The 18782-nt window shown below is 43.4% G+C and carries 18 protein-coding genes; 13 read left to right on the forward strand and 5 right to left on the reverse strand.

The genetic code is table 11. The features are described 5' to 3' along the window. Window positions 1-3 precede the first annotated feature (3 nt). The 5 genes from infC to N646_RS01550 all read left to right on the forward strand — a co-directional run bounded on the left by infC (window position 4) and on the right by N646_RS01550 (window position 2948). Window positions 4-555 carry a translation initiation factor IF-3 gene (gene infC, locus N646_RS01530; RefSeq protein WP_080276913.1) on the forward strand — a complete coding sequence of 184 codons (552 nt, stop codon included), beginning with the start codon at window positions 4-6 and terminating at the stop codon, window positions 553-555. 121 nt (window positions 556-676) lie between these two features. Continuing rightward, window positions 677-871 (forward strand): 50S ribosomal protein L35, encoded by a 195-nt coding sequence (gene rpmI / locus N646_RS01535; RefSeq protein WP_005377932.1) that lies wholly within the window; start codon window positions 677-679, stop codon window positions 869-871. Window positions 872-911: 40 nt separating this feature from the next. Beyond that, window positions 912-1265, forward strand: coding sequence for a 50S ribosomal protein L20 (gene rplT, locus N646_RS01540; protein WP_004727974.1), 354 nt, complete (start codon window positions 912-914; stop codon window positions 1263-1265). Between the two features lie 189 nt (window positions 1266-1454). Further along, window positions 1455-1772, forward strand: a complete 318-nt coding sequence (locus N646_RS01545; RefSeq protein WP_005377919.1) for a heavy metal-binding domain-containing protein — start codon at window positions 1455-1457, stop codon at window positions 1770-1772. Between the two features lie 366 nt (window positions 1773-2138). Beyond that, window positions 2139-2948 carry a helix-turn-helix domain-containing protein gene (locus N646_RS01550; protein WP_005377917.1) on the forward strand — a complete coding sequence of 270 codons (810 nt, stop codon included), beginning with the start codon at window positions 2139-2141 and terminating at the stop codon, window positions 2946-2948. Here N646_RS01550 and N646_RS01555 read toward each other — a convergent pair. Next, on the reverse strand, window positions 2941-3126 hold the full coding sequence (locus N646_RS01555) for a hypothetical protein (RefSeq protein ID WP_017821820.1): 186 nt from the start codon (window positions 3124-3126) through the stop codon (window positions 2941-2943). The two genes, N646_RS01550 and N646_RS01555, sit on opposite strands and share 8 nt — an antisense overlap. A 269-nt stretch (window positions 3127-3395) precedes the next feature. On the opposite strand from N646_RS01555, the gene N646_RS01560 reads away from it, so the two are divergent. The 6 genes from N646_RS01560 (at window position 3396) to pheT (ending at window position 12407) form a co-directional block, all read left to right on the forward strand. Next, complete coding sequence (locus N646_RS01560; RefSeq protein WP_005377913.1) at window positions 3396-4184, forward strand: TetR/AcrR family transcriptional regulator; 789 nt, start codon at window positions 3396-3398, stop codon at window positions 4182-4184. A gap of 249 nt (window positions 4185-4433) precedes the next feature. After that, window positions 4434-6812, forward strand: a complete 2379-nt coding sequence (locus N646_RS01565; protein ID WP_017821821.1) for an efflux RND transporter permease subunit — start codon at window positions 4434-4436, stop codon at window positions 6810-6812. Window positions 6813-6830: 18 nt separating this feature from the next. After that, on the forward strand, window positions 6831-7622 hold the full coding sequence (locus N646_RS01570) for an outer membrane lipoprotein-sorting protein (RefSeq protein ID WP_017821822.1): 792 nt from the start codon (window positions 6831-6833) through the stop codon (window positions 7620-7622). A gap of 10 nt (window positions 7623-7632) precedes the next feature. Beyond that, on the forward strand, window positions 7633-8808 hold the full coding sequence (locus tag N646_RS01575; RefSeq protein ID WP_017821823.1) for a hypothetical protein: 1176 nt from the start codon (window positions 7633-7635) through the stop codon (window positions 8806-8808). Between the two features lie 191 nt (window positions 8809-8999). After that, a complete protein-coding gene (pheS, locus tag N646_RS01580) occupies window positions 9000-9983 on the forward strand; it encodes a phenylalanine--tRNA ligase subunit alpha (protein ID WP_005385470.1) in 984 nt (327 codons plus the stop codon). 18 nt (window positions 9984-10001) lie between these two features. Further along, the gene (gene pheT, locus N646_RS01585) at window positions 10002-12407 is read left to right on the forward strand and encodes a phenylalanine--tRNA ligase subunit beta (protein WP_017821824.1); all 2406 of its coding nucleotides are present in this window, start codon (window positions 10002-10004) and stop codon (window positions 12405-12407) included. Window positions 12408-12620: 213 nt separating this feature from the next. On the opposite strand, the gene N646_RS01590 is transcribed toward pheT, so the two are convergent. Next, on the reverse strand, window positions 12621-13502 hold the full coding sequence (locus N646_RS01590; RefSeq protein ID WP_005377901.1) for an AEC family transporter: 882 nt from the start codon (window positions 13500-13502) through the stop codon (window positions 12621-12623). Between the two features lie 534 nt (window positions 13503-14036). Here N646_RS01590 and ihfA point away from each other — a divergent pair. Beyond that, window positions 14037-14333 (forward strand): integration host factor subunit alpha, encoded by a 297-nt coding sequence (gene ihfA, locus N646_RS01595; protein ID WP_005377899.1) that lies wholly within the window; start codon window positions 14037-14039, stop codon window positions 14331-14333. 121 nt (window positions 14334-14454) lie between these two features. Here ihfA and N646_RS01600 read toward each other — a convergent pair whose 3' ends face one another. Further along, window positions 14455-15234: a nucleotidyltransferase family protein gene (locus N646_RS01600; RefSeq protein WP_017821825.1), complete on the reverse strand. Its 780-nt coding sequence runs from the start codon at window positions 15232-15234 to the stop codon at window positions 14455-14457. 315 nt (window positions 15235-15549) lie between these two features. Here N646_RS01600 and N646_RS01605 point away from each other — a divergent pair, with 315 nt between their 5' ends. Next, window positions 15550-16200 carry a thiopurine S-methyltransferase gene (locus N646_RS01605; RefSeq protein WP_021707633.1) on the forward strand — a complete coding sequence of 217 codons (651 nt, stop codon included), beginning with the start codon at window positions 15550-15552 and terminating at the stop codon, window positions 16198-16200. A 72-nt stretch (window positions 16201-16272) separates the two neighbouring features. Here the strand turns inward: N646_RS01605 and purT are convergent, their stop codons facing one another. Together purT and cdd are read right to left on the reverse strand one after the other, a co-directional pair. Then, entirely contained in the window at window positions 16273-17448 is a 1176-nt protein-coding gene (gene purT, locus N646_RS01610; RefSeq protein ID WP_021033842.1) for a formate-dependent phosphoribosylglycinamide formyltransferase, read from the reverse strand. A 143-nt stretch (window positions 17449-17591) separates the two neighbouring features. After that, on the reverse strand, window positions 17592-18479 hold the full coding sequence (gene cdd, locus N646_RS01615) for a cytidine deaminase (RefSeq protein WP_005377892.1): 888 nt from the start codon (window positions 18477-18479) through the stop codon (window positions 17592-17594). Window positions 18480-18782: the final 303 nt, after the last annotated feature.

Here is an 18782-nt window from a genome sequence, read left to right on the forward strand (position 1 = left end):
GCTATTAAAGGCGGAAGACGTGGCCAACAGCCGGTAAAACAAAACCCGCACCGTATCAACGGTGAAATTCGTGGTATTCGTGAAGTTCGACTAACAGGCGCTGACGGTGAATCAGTTGGTGTTGTATCGATTCAAGAAGCCATTGCAGCTGCTGAAGAAGCTGGTATGGATCTCGTTGAGATCAGTCCTAACGCCGAGCCACCTGTTTGTCGTGTGATGGACTATGGTAAGTTCCTCTTCGAGAAGAGCAAAACTGCTAAAGAGCAGAAGAAGAAGCAAAAGCAGGTCCAGATCAAGGAAGTAAAATTCCGTCCTGGAACTGATATTGGAGACTATCAGGTAAAACTACGCAACCTGACGCGTTTCCTTGAAGAAGGCAACAAAGTGAAAGTAACAATTCGCTTCCGTGGCCGAGAGATGGCACACCAAGACATCGGTGTTGACGTTCTAAATCGTCTTAAGGAAGATACTGCAGAAATTGCTGTAGTTGAATCTTTCCCTAAGAAGATTGAAGGTCGCCAGATGATCATGGTGCTAGCCCCTAAAAAGAAGTAATTAACGGCTCATCAAGTAATTAAAACCTAGCCGCTTTCCTTTCGATAAAGGCATAACGGCTGGGTTTTGTTCGCCCTAATTACGTTGTTTATTAAACCTACTCAATGCGGAGTTATTCATCATGCCTAAGATGAAAACCAACAAAGGTGCTGCTAAGCGTTTTAAGAAAACTGCTGGTGGTATTAAGTACAAGCACGCTACAAAACGTCACATCCTGACTAAGCGTACTACTAAGAACAAGCGTCAACTACGTCCGAATGCAATCCTTCCAAAATGTGAAGTGGCTGCAGTAATCCGTATGTTGCCATACGCTTAATTCTTTTTAGTTATCAATCGTTTAGTTTAGGAGAAGCATAATGCCTCGCGTAAAACGTGGTGTACAAGCTCGTGCACGTCATAAGAAAGTTCTAAAACAAGCTAAAGGTTACTACGGTGCGCGTTCACGTGTTTACCGCGTAGCTTTCCAAGCAGTTACTAAAGCTGGTCAATACGCTTACCGTGACCGTCGCGCTAAGAAACGTCAATTCCGTCAACTATGGATTGCACGTATCAATGCGGCATCTCGTCAAAATGGTCTATCTTACAGCCGTTTCATCAACGGTCTTAAGAAAGCATCTATCGAGATCGACCGTAAGATCCTTGCGGACATCGCAGTATTCGACAAAGCTGCATTTGCAGTTCTAGTTGAAAAAGCGAAAGCTGCTCTTTAATTAGCAGTTTAGGATTAAGAGAAGGAGAGCATTAGCTCTCCTTTTTTATTGCTAAAATTTATACCCAAATGACTTTTAGCTTGGCTATTTAGAGTATTGTTTATCAGTCTTCTCAATTTATTGGTTAGCATCTTATGTTAGTTATAAGGTAGCTTGGGTATAAATTTTTACGTTTATAAGGGATTAAAAATGATTTACACAACGACCGAAAGCATTCCTGGCAAGCAGATCTCTGAAATCAGAGGGGTTGTAACTGGTAATGTTGTTCAATCAAAGCATATTGGCCGTGACCTCATGGCGGGTATCAAGAGCATTGTTGGCGGCGAAATTCGTGGTTACACGGAAATGATGACCGACGCGCGTGATATTGCTATACAGCGCATGGTGGCGGACGCTGAATCTAAAGGTGCCGATGCAATTGTAGGGATTCGATTTACCACAAGCTCAATCGTAGATGGTTCTTCGGAAATTTTGGCATTTGGTACTGCAGTGAAACTAGCGGACTAGTCTACTTGAATAGCATTGCAAAAATGCTAATAGAGAGCGGTGAATTATTATGCATTTACCGTTCTGTTCCTTTTAGGTTAATTATTCTAGATTTTTGCAGAGCGAATAGATTTATATTCTCAACTTTACGTTACTATTAAAATTAATCACGATAATTTAGAGTGATTGCTTTACTTTTGTTTTGCATATTATTTTATACCTATAATGAAATTGAATTCATATTGAATTTTTCATTTGTTGTGTGAATTCTCCTTTCAGTATATTAATTCATGTTTTTCTTATAAAAATATGAACTTATACCTTGCCAAGCGGTTCTAAATTGTTACAAATACTATACAGCTGTAACATTGCCAAAAGGAATTGTAGATGAGAGATCTGACTCCCGAATACTTGCTAGCCGCATTACGCCAAGCGATTAAAACAAAAGGGCTAACATATCGAGAGCTATCTGAGAAAATGGGTATGCCACTATCTACTTTTAAGAGACATCTTACAAGCACGAATCTCGCTTTAGATAAGTTGCTGGAATATTGTAGAGCGGTTGATTGCACGTTAGATGAACTACAAAAGCTCGCAAATCAATTGCAAGGTGAAGACGAGGATTACTTTAGTCGCACACAGGATGAAGTATTCTTTCAATTCCCTCACCTTTACGACTTTTATCGTGAATTGAGAATGTTACGAGGTAAAGACGGCTATTCTATTTTAAAGAAAAAGTATGACTTGTCTGAGCAGAGCATGTCCGATTACTTAAAAGCATTAGAGTTGTTGGATCTCGTTTACGTTGATGAAGATAAAAATATAACGCTGCACGGACCTTTATATTATAGCTATGCAGAGAACTCCAAGCTCAACGACAAATATACCGAAATCATAAAAGAGCAGACGACTACCCACGATAAGTGTGTTCGCGTTGCTTTGGCGCGTATGAAAATTACCGAAGAACAGCTTTTGTTACTGGAAGATCAAGTCGCAAAGACCGTCATCGATTTTCATTCCAAAAATGTTGTAGCAGAGAACTTTAATGTCTCTGATTTTACTAATATTGTTCTACTTGCTGGGCCACATCAGCCAGTCACATTCTCTGACGGCATTATTGAGACAGAGGGGCGATTTATTGATGATATTCGTTATGCCATCGCATCTGCAGGTGATAAGCCAAGCCTATCTATATAGATTTTGAGCCTTTTTTGAAGAGAGTTTCTGAAAGGGCGTTGCAAAAGAAAAAGCCTAAGACAGCAAATACTTTGTAAGTAGGGCATTCAGCGGTGTTTGCTCTTAATTCAGACTTAAAGTGTTTTGGGCTTATTTCGAATAATACCTGTTCAGTATCTACTTTCGTCATTTTTAACATGCTGATTTCCTTCGTTGTTCCTCCCAAAGCCACTCTCGCTTCCTCTACAAAGAAACCATTCTCGTTGAACCAAGCATCCTGTAGCTACTTGGGTATGCATAATTGGTAGCTATTTATCTTCTAATTATAAATTCATACTTGAAATGTTTGTTTTTTGATCTATTATGACGAAGTGTCATTCATGACGGTTCGTCAACTTTAGTTGCGTTCCTGTATTAAAGAATCGTGTTACAATTATGGGAGTGTGTTGGTATACGGATCAAAGGATTATGTTTAACTTTCGCTGTAAAAAATATAGCAAGCAAGACGGATGTCGCGTGTCTTCAGGGCTAACAAAAAAGCAACAGGCGATTGCTGATCGTGAGATAGAGCTTATTCAATTGGCTAAGTCTTTAGTTCAAGAGCAAGGCTTTGCCAACTTAACGATGGACAAGCTTACAGCGTCAAGCCCTTATTCTAAAGGGACGATCTACAATCATTTTTGCAGCAAAGAAGATGTGATTCTTGCGCTTTGTATTCATTCGCTGAAAAGCGAAGCAATATTTTTCGAACGTACCGCCAAATTTAATGGCAATACCAGAGAAAAAATCATTGCGATGCATGTAGGTTATCGTATTTACGCTCGTATGGAGCCAGTACTATCAACCTGTGCGATTGTTGCAAAGACGCCTTGGGTTCTAGAGAAGGCTTCGCCTAAACGTGTGAATGAACTGAATAACTTGGAAGAACAAGTAATAGATGGTGCTGATGCGCTAGTGAACAATGCGGTAGAATGTGGTGATCTTAAGTTTTCTCCCGCAATAGGTTCTGATGCTATTGTATTCGCCAACTGGTCTATTGCATTCGGTTCAAACGCTTTGGCGCAAAATGCATCGAACAGTCGATGTATTCAGCGAATTCAAGACCCATTCTCAGTACTGCACAACGCGAATATGTTACTTGATGGTTTAGGTTGGTCGCCTTTATCTACAGAATGGGACTACCGTAAAACCTGGCGTCGAGTGGAGCAGGAGTTATTTAGTGAAGAGCTTGCTTATTTAGAGTCAGTGAATCGCTAATAAACTGGAAAGGCCAATCTGACGTTATGGTTGGCTTTTTTATCGCACTATTGTGACGAATCGTCATTAAATCTCGAAGGTTGGCGTTCAGCCAATGATCACGAGAAGCATAGGAAGTTACTAAAAACTAACTTATGTAGCCAAATTCATTCGATCTAAAGTTTGCATGTCGAGTTTGTCTGGTTATTTACAGCATTTGCTGTTTTTTTAGTTTTTAAATTTGACGAAACGTCACAAAAGGAGAGTGTGATGCCACATCACAACGTTCAACAATACGCCCGTTCAGGGTGGGGTAAGCTACCAACGAATTACAGTGTATTGGTGATGCTTGCTACCGTTTTATTGATTGTCATAGCAACTATTGGAGGAAAAAATCTTTACTTTAGAGGAGATTACGACATCTTCTTTGATGGAACAAATGAGCAGTTACTTGCGTTTGATGAAATTCAAACCACCTTTGCAAAATCTGACAGTCTTGCTTTGGTTATAGCGCCAAAGAGCGGCACTGTTTTTACTCCTAGCACATTATCTCTTATTCAGCAGATCACTGACGAGGCGTGGCAAGTTCCATACTCCACCCGCGTTGATTCCCTCGCCAACTACCAGCATACCGAAGCGTTTGAAGATGATCTTCTTGTCGAAGATTTACTGTATAGCGAATATGAATTGACACCTCAACGAATAGAGAAAGTCAAAAGTATTGCGTTGAGTGAGCCGGTTTTGAAAAGTTCACTGATTTCTGAAAAAGGAGATGTCACGGTCGTAAACGTTACGGTCCAACTCCCTGAAATAGATAAAACTGCTGAAGTACAAGAGGTGGTTGCTTACATAAACGGAATGATTGAGCGTTATCAGCAAGTGTACCCAGACACGGAATTCCACAAGGCTGGTATTATTGCAATGAACTACGCGTTTATGACCGCAGCCCAAGATGATAGCGCAACATTAGTGCCAACTATGTTACTAGTGATATTGGTGTTTCTGACCATCATGTTGCGCTCATTGCTTAGCGTCATCGCGACGCTCATCGTTATTATCGGCTCGGTTATGGTTACAATGGGCTTGTCAGGATGGGCTGGTATGTTCTTAAGCACGGCGACCGTTAATGTGCCTACCTTGGTGATGACGCTTGCCGTCGCAGACTGTGTACACATCATCGCGACAATGCGTCAGTCTATGCAAAACGGCTTTAGTAAAGCCCACTCTATTGAGCGAAGTATTGCGCTCAATTTCATGCCTATCTTGATTACCTCCATTACCACCGCGATCGGCTTTTTAATGATGAATATGTCGGATTCTCCAATCCTGAGAGATTTCGGCAACCTATCAGCCCTTGGCGTCATGGTTGCTTGTTTCCTTTCCATCACGTTACTTCCCGCCTTGCTTAATATCCTTCCGATTACGGTGAAGTTGGATACTTCTGATGAAAGAAAGCACTTTATGGATCATTTAGGAGATTTCGTGGTGTCAAAGCGACATGCGTTATTGCCGTTGTCGGTGCTTGTTATTGTCGCGAGTGCGAGCTTGATTCCGCTGAACAAAGTCAATGATGAATCCGTCGAGTACTTTGGCCATAGCAATGAATTTCGCCGAGCGGCTGATTTTATGGAAGAGCGAATCAGTGGCATGGCGAACATCAGTATCGCGATAAAAACTAACGAATCGCAGGGCATTGCCGATCCTAATTTTCTCAATTCCGTGGGTAAATTTACTGACTGGCTAAGGTTGCAGCCAGAAACGGACCATGTTGCGACCTTGAGCGATGTTTATAAGCGCCTAAACAAGAACATGCATGGAGATGATCAGGCTTATTACTCGCTCCCTCAAGACAGAGAATTAGCGGCTCAATATCTGCTGCTTTACGAAATGTCACTACCGTATGGTTTAGATTTGAACAACCAAATCAATGTAGATAAGTCGTCGATCAAGATGGTTCTCACCGTGGAGAACTTGGGCAGCGTCGAGCTTGTTGATTTGGAAAATCGTATTTACCAATGGTTTAACGAAAACGCGCCTCAATATGATGTTGTTGCGTCTAGTCCTTCACTGATGTTTGCGCATATTGGTGAAACGAATATGGCTAGCATGCTGTCAACCTTGCCCATTACTCTTGTCTTAATCTCTGCATTACTGATCTTTGCCTTGCGTTCGTTCAAGCTTGGCTTAATTAGTCTTGTCCCGAATATTGCTCCTGCGCTTATTGGTTTTGGTATTTGGGCGCTGGTTTCTGGCGAGATTAACTTGGGATTGTCTGTCGTTGTGACATTAACGCTTGGTGTTGTTGTTGATGACGCCGTTCACTTTCTTTCTAAATATCAACACGCTCGTAAAGATGGCCACAGTGCGGAGCAAGCGGTTCGCTACGCCTTTCGTACCGTGGGGCGCGCACTTTGGATTACGACGGTCGTGCTTGTTGCTGGTTTCTCTGTTCTGGCGATGTCGAGCTTCCGCTTAAATGCCGATATGGGACAGCTGAGTGCCATTGTCATCTTTATTGCCCTTGTTGTGGATTTCATCCTCCTACCGACTCTACTGATGTTGTTTGACAAAGGCGTTTACGACGAGGTGGAGCGCCGAAATAAGCTTAAATCAACTGACTCTCAAACCAAGACTGTTACTCAGTCATAACGAATTAAAGGATCGAACATGAATTTAGTAAAAAATGCCTTAAAAGTATCAGTACTTTCTGTCTCGCTTATTATGAGTCATGCGGTGTTGGCGGATGAAGCCAAAGGACTAGAAATTGCCCAAGAGCGCAAAGCCCGTGATGAAGGGTGGGGGGATTCTGTTGCTACGATGCAAATGATTCTTCGAAACGCGCAAGGAGAAAGCAGCACACGTTTAATGCGCTTACAATCACTCGAAGTTGATGGCGATGGTGACAAAGGGCTCACGATATTTGATGAACCGAGAGATGTAAAAGGCACGGCGTTTCTTAACCATTCTCATACGGTGGGTGCCGATGACCAATGGCTTTACCTTCCTGCACTGAAACGTGTGAAACGTATTTCCTCGCGTAACAAATCAGGTCCTTTTATGGGCAGTGAATTCGCGTATGAGGATCTCAGTTCCTTTGAGATTGAAAAATACCGTTTCAACTACCTAAAAGATGACAGCATAAACGGGCAAGATGTTTTCGTCGTAGAGCAAATTCCGACCGATAAGAACTCAGGTTATACCAAGCAAACGGTGTGGTTAGGTAAAGCGCATTATCGTCCACTTAAAGTTGAGTTTTACGACCGCAAAGGCTCTTTGTTAAAAACGCTTTCTTTTTCCGATTACAAGCAATATCTCAACCAATATTGGCGCGCGCACACTATGGCGATGACAAACCATCAAACAGGAAAAAGTACTGAGCTAACGACTAGCGAAATGCGTTTTAACACTGGATTACAAGACAATGACTTTCATAAGAATGTGTTGAAGCGAGTGAGGTAGTGGAGGAAAAATGAAGCGATTAAATGTTGGGTTGTTGTTTAGTGCAGCAGCTTTTTTTTACTCGATGCCTCTGACTGCCGTCGAGCTCGCAGGACAAGTCAATATTGAGCATCGTCAGTTTTTTGAAACGGGCTCTCAGGGTCAGAGCAAAGCGCAAACGTCATTGGTTTTGCAGCCAGAATTTTACTGGGAGATGCAAAATGGTGATGCAAACTTTACTTTCACACCTTTCTATCGTCTGGATGGTCTAGACGATGAGCGAAGTCATGGTGACATACGAGAGGCACTTTATCTGACTTATTGGGATGATTATGAGCTTCGAGTTGGGATTAGTAAGGTCTTTTGGGGAGTGACTGAATCAGCCCATTTAGTTGATGTAGTAAACCAAACAGATGCCATTGAAGCCGTCGATGGTGAAGATAAACTCGGTCAGCCGATGTTACATTTTACCTCTTTCAAAGACTGGGGCACCGTCCACGCAATGTTGTTACCTTACTTTAGGGAACGAACGTTTGCGGGTACAGATGGCCGCTTGAGAACCGACCCCGTTGTCTCTGATGATGCTATCTATGAATCAAGCAGAGAAGAGAAGCACGTAGATGTGGCTTTTCGATATTCGAAAATGCTTGGCGATTGGGACGTAGGCCTAAGCTATTTATATGGAACAAACCGGGATCCTTACTTTCGTTTAGAGTACGGAGAATTAAAGCCTTACTACGCTCTGATGAGTCATGTCGGTCTCGATGTGCAAGGAATTGTTGGCGATTGGTTATGGAAACTAGAAAGTGTTTATCGAGATAGCGCTGATAATCATGTCGGTCTTGTGACGGGTTTTGAGTATACCTTCGTCGGTGCATTTGACACGGTTTGGGATGTGGGGGTTATTGGTGAGTACCTCTATGACAGTCGTGGAAACAACGCACAAACTATCGGTCAAAATGATGTGTTTGCAGGTATTCGTTGGGCGCTCAATGATGAGGACGGAACGGAAGTATTGACGGGAATCACGAAGGATTTAGATAATGCTGATGTTTACAATGCTAAGTTAGAGGCGTCGAGCCGAATATCGAATCACGTTAAGTGGCAAATTGATGCTTGGTTGTTTAAAAATGAAACACCAAATGATTTGCTCTACTTCGCTAGAGATGACGATTTTATCGAGCTATCTATTCAATACTATTTCTAAAACAAAAGGGCACAACTAAACGGCAGATTAACTAAAGATGACATTTTTGACGTTTTTGTGCTCTTTTTATTCAATAACCTCTTCTTTTCGTAATTCAATTTGGCATTGGTGCCCGGTTTGGCTACTATGTACAGCTATCAAAAAACCAATCACTCCCTTATGGACACTACCTACAGGTAGATGAGGAAACGATGCAACATCTAGAAGAGATCATTGCTAGCGCGAGCACTGCAATTGAAGCTGCCGAATCGCTAGTCGCACTTGATGAAGTGCGTGTTCAGTATCTGGGTAAAAAAGGTGAGCTAACTGCTCAACTTCAAAGCCTAGGCAAACTACCACCAGAAGAACGCCGTGAAGCTGGTCAAGAGATCAACAAAGCGAAAGGCGTAGTTCAGCAAGCTATCGCAGCTCGTAAAGATGCACTACAACGTGCTGAGCTTGAAGCGAAACTAGCAGCAGAAACAATCGACGTAACACTACCAGGTCGTCGTATTGAAAACGGTGGTTTACACCCAGTAACTCGTACTGTAGAGCGTATTGAGAAGTTCTTTGGCGAACTTGGTTTTAACACCGAGGCTGGCCCAGAGATCGAAGATGCATTCCACAACTTCGATGCGCTAAACATCGCAGCTGATCACCCAGCGCGTACTGACCACGATACTTTCTTCTTCAACCCAGACTTGATGCTTCGTACTCATACGTCAGGCGTACAGATCCGTACGATGGAAAATGGTAAACCACCATTCCGTTTCATTGCACCAGGCCGTGTATACCGTAACGACTACGACCAAACGCACACGCCAATGTTCCACCAAGTGGAAGGCATGCTGGTTGATGAGAACGTAAACTTTGCTCAGCTGAAAGGCATCCTGCACGATTTCCTATGTAACTTCTTCGAAGAAGAAGTAGAAGTACGTTTCCGTCCATCTTACTTCCCATTCACTGAGCCTTCAGCTGAAGTAGACGTGAAAGGCAAAAACGGTAAATGGTTAGAAGTACTAGGCTGCGGTATGGTTCACCCGAACGTGCTACGTAGCGTAGGTATCGATCCTGAAAAATACTCTGGTTTCGCATTCGGTATGGGTGTTGAGCGTCTAACAATGCTTCGTTACGGCGTGAACGACCTACGTGCGTTCTTCGAGAACGATCTTCGTTTCCTAAAACAGTTCAAGTAATCCAGAGGGTTCATCAACATGAAATTCAGCGAATCATGGCTTCGTGAGTGGGTAAACCCTGCGGTTACTACTGACGAGCTAACTCACCAAATTACAATGGCCGGCCTAGAGGTAGACGAGGTTCTTCCTGTTGCTGGTTCTTTTACTGGCGTTAAAGTCGGTCACGTTGTTGAATGTGGCCAACACCCAGATGCAGACAAACTGCGCGTAACTAAAGTTGACGTGGGTGAAGAAGAGCTTCTAGACATTGTTTGTGGCGCACCTAACTGTCGCCAAGGTCTGAAAGTAGCAGTCGCAACAGTTGGTGCTGTTCTTCCAGGTGATTTCAAAATCAAAAAAGCGAAACTACGTGGCCAGCCATCTCACGGCATGCTTTGTTCGTTCACTGAACTAGGTATCGACGTTGAGTCAGACGGCATCATGGAACTAGCAGAAGACGCTGTAATCGGTACTGATTTCCGTGAATTCCTAGGTCTAGACGACGTAACAGTAGACGTAGATCTAACAGCAAACCGCGCTGACTGTTTCAGCATTCGTGGTCTAGCTCGTGAAGTTGGCGTACTAAACCGTGCTGACGTGACTGAGCCATCAGTAGAAGCAGTTGCCCCTTCAATCGACGATAAAGTGTCTATCGAAGTGAAAGCGCCAGCTGCGTGTCCTCGTTACCTAGGTCGTGTTATTAAGAACGTAAACGTTCAAGCTGAAACGCCACTATGGATGCAAGAGAAACTGCGTCGTTGTGGTATTCGCTCTATCGACCCTGTAGTAGACATCACTAACTACGTTCTTCTAGAGCAAGGCCAACCAATGCACGCATTCGATCTAGCGAAGATCGAAGGTGGCATCGTAGTTCGTATGGCAGAGCAAGGTGAGAAGCTAACGCTTCTTGACGGCAACGAAGCAGAACTAAACGCAGATACACTAGTAGTTGCTGACCACAACAAAGCACTTGCAATCGCAGGTATCTTTGGTGGTGAAGAGTCTGGTGTAACAACTGAGACTAAAGACGTTCTACTAGAGTGTGCATTCTTTGCACCTGACCACATCCGTGGTCGCGCACGCAGCTACGGTCTGCACACTGACTCTTCAATGCGTTTCGAGCGTGGTGTGGATTACGCACTACAAGTGAGCGCAATGGAGCGTGCAACACAGCTTCTTGTTGAAATTTGTGGCGGTGAAGTAGCACCTGTTGTTGCAGTAGAGTCTGAAGCAGACCTACCTAAGCCAAACAAAGTTGCTCTACGTCGTACTAAGCTAGACAACCTGCTAGGTCACCACATTGCAGATAGCGACGTAGTAGAAATCCTAGAGCGTCTAGGTTTGACTGTTGAAGCTTCAGAAGAAGGTTGGATGGCAGTAGCGCCAACATGGCGTTTCGATATCGCTATCGAGCAAGACCTGATTGAAGAAGTTGGCCGTATCTACGGTTATGACAACATTCCTAACCAACACCCAGCAGCAGCACTTAAGATGCACAACCACGTTGAAGCGGATCTTCCACTGAAACGCGTTCGTGATCTTCTTGTTGACCGTGGTTACCACGAAGCAATTACATACAGCTTCGTTGAGCCTGAGCAACAAAAGCTAGTTGTACCTGGTGTTGAGCCTCTAGTGCTTCCAAACCCAATTTCTGCAGACATGTCAGCAATGCGTCTTGGTCTTATCCAAGGTCTGCTGAACACGGTTGTTCACAACCAGAAGCGTCAACAGCCACGCGTTCGTCTATTCGAATACGGCCTACGTTTCATCCCATGTGAAACTGCAGAAAACGGCATGCGCCAAGAGCCTATGCTTGCAGGTGTTATTGCTGGTACTCGCGGTGAAGAACATTGGGATATCGAAACTAACACGGTTGATTTCTTCGACCTTAAGGGCGATCTAGAAGCGATTCTAGAGCTATCTGCGAACGAAAAAGCGTACTCTTTCGCTGCACTGTCACCTGAAAGCAAAAAAGCTAACCCAGCACTTCACCCAGGTCAATCTGCGGCAATCATCGTAGATGGCAAAGAAGTGGGCGTGATCGGTACCGTTCACCCTGAGCTTGAGCGTAAGTTCGGTCTAAATGGTCGTACTATCGTATTCGAAATCGAATGGTCTGCAATTAACAGCAAAGTGATCCCAGAAGCGGTAGCACTTTCTAAATTCCCTTCAAACCGTCGTGATATCGCGGTAGTAGTGGATGAAGCTGTTGCATCTGGTGACATTGTTAACGCTTGTCTAGAGCAAGGTGGCGAGTTCCTTAAAGATGCGAAACTGTTCGACGTTTACGTAGGTAAAGGCGTTGAAGATGGTAAGAAGAGCCTAGCAATCGCTCTGACTCTACAGTCACTTGAGCGTACGCTTGAAGATGCAGATATCGCTGGTGCGGTTGACGCTATCGTTGCTCACGTTTCTGAGAAGTTTGGTGCGTCTCTGCGTGACTAATCTCGCGTAACGTATCTTCTTAAGAAATGAAAACCCTGCCAGTTTGGCAGGGTTTTTTATTTTTAGGATTACCTTATCGTTGTTCAAGTTCCTTACTGCTCGCACCATCCCTCATTACTTTAAAATACTAGACCAAACTAGGGATGGCCCTTACCCGAGATTAGGAACGTATTGTTTTTCAGCTAATACACGCTAACGATAGCTTGTTGGCGGTTAGGCAGCGAGTGAGAGGGTATAGCTAAGCAGAAGAGGTAGCGTAAGAATGCTGAAAAAGTTGCCAAATAGTACCATTGACGCCACTTTCATGGGTTCTATATTCAGCCTTTCCGCAAATAGGTAATTCATGACGGCTGGCGGCAGCATTGTGAAGAGCACCATCATTTGCAATTGCATCGTTGGAAGGGGAATTAACCAATAAATAAGTGCAAAAGCGACAGCACCAGTTGCCAGTGACTGCACGGTACACAACACACCAATCTTTAAACCGTCCAACCTTAAATGACACATTTGTGCCCCCAGAGATAAAAGCATCACGGGTACGGCCGCTTGCCCAAGTAGAGCCGTGGCTTCGTATAAAGGCGCCCATGCACCCACATTTGACACGTTGAGAAACAGAGCCAACGACGCTGCTAAAAAGATTGGCATCTTGACTATTTGCTTAAAAGGGTTGCCATGACTAAGCAACATTACGCCTAAGCTGATATGCAAGCATGCTGACACGACAAATAAAAGCACTGCTGACGACAGCGCAATTTCTCCAAACGTATAGGTAAACAAAGGAATAGCTAGATTTCCGCTATTGCGAAACATATGTGGTGGCGCCCAGGTTTTAAACGAGAGTGACGTCCATCGACATACCGGGATCATGAGTAGTGCGGGAATTAAAACCGCGACAATTGCCGCCAAAAGAAGCGGCCCCTGATTTGAATCGAGCGGCATGCTAACGAGTGACGAAAATACCAGTGCTGGCGTAAATACCTCAATATTAATGCGGTTTATTGGGCGAAAGTCAGGCTTGATGTAACGACCGACCAAATAGCCAACTCCGACAAGAGCAAAAACAGGGAAAAGAATATTTATGATTTGATTAATCATGGTCGCCTAGAAGCAGTGTAAGAAGCTAATGAGGAAATACACGAACTTCCACATTATCAATCTTTATATATGGCGTCATCGTTAAACAGCGAGAAGCGTGGGTTTAATCAAGCTTTCTAAGCACAGTTGCAAAGTACAGGTGGTCATACCTTTTAATCTAATTGTTACGTATCGAGTTACATACAAATCACTGAATTTACGACAAGTTCTATGTCAAGTGTCTGTTAAATAACCAATATCTGATATTTTTATTAAATAGTGTTTAATGTTGATATTTAAACTACTTTTAGTTTTATAATCTGGATGTTTTTCCTGATAAAGATGAAACAAAAACAAAAATATCAAATTTCTGGCGTTTAACAATAATTTACGTAGTGCTATTCCTTTTGTTCGCCAAGAAAAAAGTTGGCGAAAATCATAAGCTTGTCATACACTTCCTGATGTAACCCCGATATGTTGTTGAATTGGTAGGGTAAAACTGCTCTGGCGCTACACTAACGTAGCATTGTTTAACATAGCTTTGAGGAAAGTTTTATGGCGCTCACAAAAGCCGAACTGGCAGAAAACCTGTTTGATAAATTAGGATTTAGTAAGCGGGACGCCAAGGAAACGGTGGAAGTGTTCTTTGAAGAGATTCGTAAGGCACTGGAAAGTGGCGAACAGGTAAAACTGTCAGGTTTTGGTAACTTTGATCTTCGTGACAAGAATGAACGACCTGGTCGTAACCCGAAAACTGGTGAAGATATTCCAATTACTGCTCGACGTGTAGTGACTTTTCGCCCGGGTCAGAAGTTAAAAGCTCGTGTAGAAAACCTGAAGAAAGTACAGTAAGCCGAATAAATGGATCACGCTAAGGCGTGGTCTTTTTTTGCGTAAAATTCGTGTGCATACAAATGAAAACCACCGCAATGCGGTGGTTTTTCTGTTTATGAGAGACGCTTAATGATATCGGTTACGCCGCTTCTAGATGCGTTGTTAAGTATGGTTGCCATGCTTGTTGGTACAAGTTCTTAGACTGTGTACGCATGTTGCGAATAGAGGCAAGCTCTATTTCGCTTAGCTCACGTTTTTCCAACATCGCTTGACGTTCTAGTTTCTGGATTTTTTCGTATAGGTCGTGTTCGGGACCGCTTTTTACATCTGCGATTGCTTTCAAGTGCAGTTGAACTTCGGCTACTAGGTTTGTTTTTGGTAAACGAACGAGCAAGTTCAAGTCTCTATATCCTGAAGGGCCAGGTTTTTTGAATCGATTTTTTACTTTCACAATCGTTGTTTCACGCTCTAACGTTTCATAAATGGAGACTAAGCTGGCGACGTCTTCAGCTACAATCGTTGCACGTGCTAGGTCAGTAATACGTTCAACTTTCCCACCTAATTCTAAAGCTATCTTTTCTTCTGCTCGTTGTTTGGATTTTACACCTGCGAAGTATGGCTGAGCGTCATTAAGAAGTGCGGTACTTTTACAGATAGTTTCAAGTTCAAATTGTGCTTGGTGTGCTTTGCTGTAAAGAATGTCGAAGTCAGAATATGGCTGAGTTGGCGTGGTGTCGATTGACTGAATGCCGTATAAACCGCTAAGGCTGTGTTTAAAAAGTTTCGAACAAACTTCGTTTTGGCTGGTTGAACGATTTTGTTCGCCACTAGGTGCAGGGGTAATTGGAAGTGCGGCAAATGCCGGTGCACGGCTAAGTACCAAAAGCATCAATGCTGTAGTACGAAGAAATAAGCTCATTCACTCTCCTTAACTTGCTTGTACTTAGAAAATAGGGAACATAAAGGTCGCTAAGTTCGGCAAATCAGGTACTAACTTATAAATGGGGCCATTACGAAAGATTCCAAGGTTTCAGTTTTATCTTGAAGTAGAATCGTGCGTTAGATCACCATTTCTCTTTTCTTTATTCTGATTATCAGATAAAGGCGCGTCTCCTATGAGACCGATTACATCCTATCACCGCAGTATTAACCAAAGATGAACGGCATAGACAAATTGAAAAAAAACGTTAGTCTTACCTCTCAAAATGAAAACAGCCGACAAGTAGAAAGTAAAATGAGAGACCAAGAATTTTGGCATAACAAATGGGCCAGCAATCAAATCGGATTTCACTTGGAAGATGTAAACCCGCTATTACCAGTATATTGGAAACACACTAATCCAAAGCGTGAAGATAAAGTGTTAGTTCCTTTATGTGGAAAGTCAGAAGACTTGATTTGGCTAGCGATGAAGCATGATTCGGTTGAAGGCGTTGAGCTAAGCCATATTGCTGTGCGTGCCTTTTTTGCTGAACATTTTTACACGCCAACGGTAACGCCTCTTAATGGCATGCACGAGCTTTATCAATTTGATGAGCTCTCTATTTATACTGGGGACTTTTTCACTGCACCAGTATCTCAAGCCGATATCATTTATGATCGCGCCGCGTTGGTTGCTTTACCGCAAGATATGCGAGAGGAGTATGTAGAGCGTCTCAAGCAACTTTTGAACCCAGGCGGTCGTATTTTGCTTGTTACACTCAACTATCCTCAAGAAGAGATGGCGGGGCCTCCATTTAGCGTGCCGGTCGAAGAGATTGAGCAGTTATTTTCAGGTTACAAAGTTACTTGTTTGAACGTAGATGAAGCTGACGAGAATCATCCTAAAATTGCGAAAAAAGGCTTAAGTCGCTTCTCTGAAGAAGTGTACTTAATCGAGAGTGAATAGGCTCTCTTCGGTTTGGAACACGAAATAGCGCAGCAATTTGAGCTGCGCTATTTTTGTATGAGTGGTTCGTATTTAATAAATGATATTCACTTTTGAAGCACTTTCAACAGCATCTTGAACGGCTTCTTCGGTGGTTTTTCGTCGCGTAAGGACAACACCTAAACGGCGGCGACCATCGATTTCTGGCTTACCGAATAGACGAACTTGTGTTTGAGGTTGAGCTAAAGCTTTGCTTAGGTTTTCAAAGCGAATGTTTGTGGAAGTCCCTTGTCCAAGAATAACAGCAGACGCAGATGGGCCATATTGCACAATATTATTAATTGGCATTCCGGTAAACGCGCGCACGTGGAGAGCAAACTCAGACATTTCCTGCGAAATCATTGTAACCATACCCGTATCGTGAGGGCGAGGAGAGACCTCATTGAAAATGACTTTATCGCCTTTGACAAACAGCTCTACACCAAAGATGCCGTAGCCACCGAGCGCGTTTACCACTTTCTCAGCCGTGTATTCAGCTGCTTTTACTGCGTTTTCTGACATAGCTTGCGGTTGCCATGATTCGCGGTAGTCGCCATCTTCCTGACGATGACCAATTGGAGCACAGAAATGCACACCGTCAACGGCTCTGATGGTCAATAAAGTGATTTCGTAATCGAAGTCGATAAAACCTTCCACGATAACGCGACCTGCACCCGTACGTCCGCCTTCCTGAGCGTAATCCCATGCTTTTGTAACGTCGTCTTCGGTCTTGATAACACTTTGCCCTTTACCGGAAGAGCTCATCACTGGCTTCACCACGCACGGAATACCCACATGTTCAACCGCGGCTTTGAAGTCTTCAAAGTTATCTGCAAAACGATAAGGTGAAGTCGTCAATTCCAGTTCTTCTGCTGCCAAACGTCGGATACCTTCACGATTCATTGTTAGCCTGGTTGCCTTAGCGGTTGGAACAACATTCAGTCCTTTTTCTTCAAGCTCTACCAGTTTGCCGGTTGCGATGGCTTCAATTTCTGGTACGACGTAAGTAGGTTGTTCCTTCGTAATAACTTCTTCTAAGGCGTTCCCATCTAACATGTCGATAACATAACTACGGTGAGCGACTTGCATCGCTGGAGCATTGGCATAGCGATCACAAGCAATCACTTCTAAACCAAGTCTCTGGCATTCAATGGCGACTTCTTTACCGAGTTCGCCAGAGCCTAAAAGTAATACACGGGTAGCATTTGCGCTAGTTGCAGTGCCAAACATAGTGTTCCCTTACAAAATAGAGTGATGAGACAGAAATTGCAGGAGATCATACTGAAGTTTTATGACAAAGCAAACGTTTGCTTTTGGTTTTTAGGTAATAAAAAAGCTCTACATGTTGTAGAGCTTTTTGTTGAATTTGTCGTTTATACGTTGACAAAACTAAGCGGAATATCTGGATTCAACGCTTCCAACGTTGATTGCGTATCGGCTAAGTGACTGATCTTACCTTCAGAGTTTTCTACCAATGCAGCGGCTTTGATGCTGTCAAAGGTTTCACCCGCAAGTAAAACTTGGATTAGCGCAACTTGTAGCGGTGGCAAGCTAGGATTAAACGCTGCATTTTCTGCATAAGCGCCTTGGAATACACGGCCGCTAGTCATCTCTAATGCTAAACCACTCAAGTTGTTGGTGTATGGAGAGTGGCTCATGTTCATCGCTTCAACTGCACTTTGGATGAGTGCGTCTTCATCATCACATGAGAATTGGTGTTTAACTTCTGCCATTAAGCCGGACTCGATACCGAGATCGTTTGGTCCAAAGGCTTCAGGCAGGTATTCATGAAGTGACTTTTCTTCACGTTCTGGGAGCTGGATTTTAAGCTCGTTTGCGGTAGATAACTCATTCATGAACTGGCGGCAGTGACCACATGGGCTGAAGTTGATAGTGATATCCTTAACACCACGTTCGCCTTTCATCCAAGCATGGCTAATCGCAGACTGCTCTGCGTGAACCGTTTGACCCAACTGTACACCAAAGAATTCCATGTTGGCACCGAAGTAAAGGCGACCTGAAAGACCACGAACGATAGCGCCGACATAAAAGTCAGAAAGGGGAGCATAGGAGTACGCTGCGGCAAAAGGAAGTAGCGCAACACGAAGCTCTTTGTCTGATAGACCGGTAGCTGAAAGCAACTGCTCAAATTGTTGAACTGAAAGCGTAGCATCAAAATCATCAGCTTGGATGATAGGAGCAAGTTGTTTGGAAAGTGCTTCTGGAGCGCCTGCTAGCGCCTGTTCAATGCGACTTTTCATGTTGAATCCTTGTTATTGCATGGACAGTTATTCTATGTGAAAGATAGAAATGTTCCGTGCGTTAGATCACGATAAATAATGCAATTGATAATTCTGTTACATAATTAGAGTGAGCTCACACATGTATTCGATTGCACAGGTGTGAAGCGTTATCTCCGTCTCACAATTAACCATATCAGTATATATTCATATGACCAAGGAGCAGGAGTATGTTACCAACGCGACTTTTACCGCTATGCTACTTTATACTTACGTAATCTAGAGCGAGTGGTAGCAGCTAGAATGCTAATGCTATGAATGTAT

Source organism: Vibrio alginolyticus NBRC 15630 = ATCC 17749 (assembly GCF_000354175.2).
Classification (GTDB): Bacteria; Pseudomonadota; Gammaproteobacteria; order Enterobacterales; family Vibrionaceae; genus Vibrio; species Vibrio alginolyticus.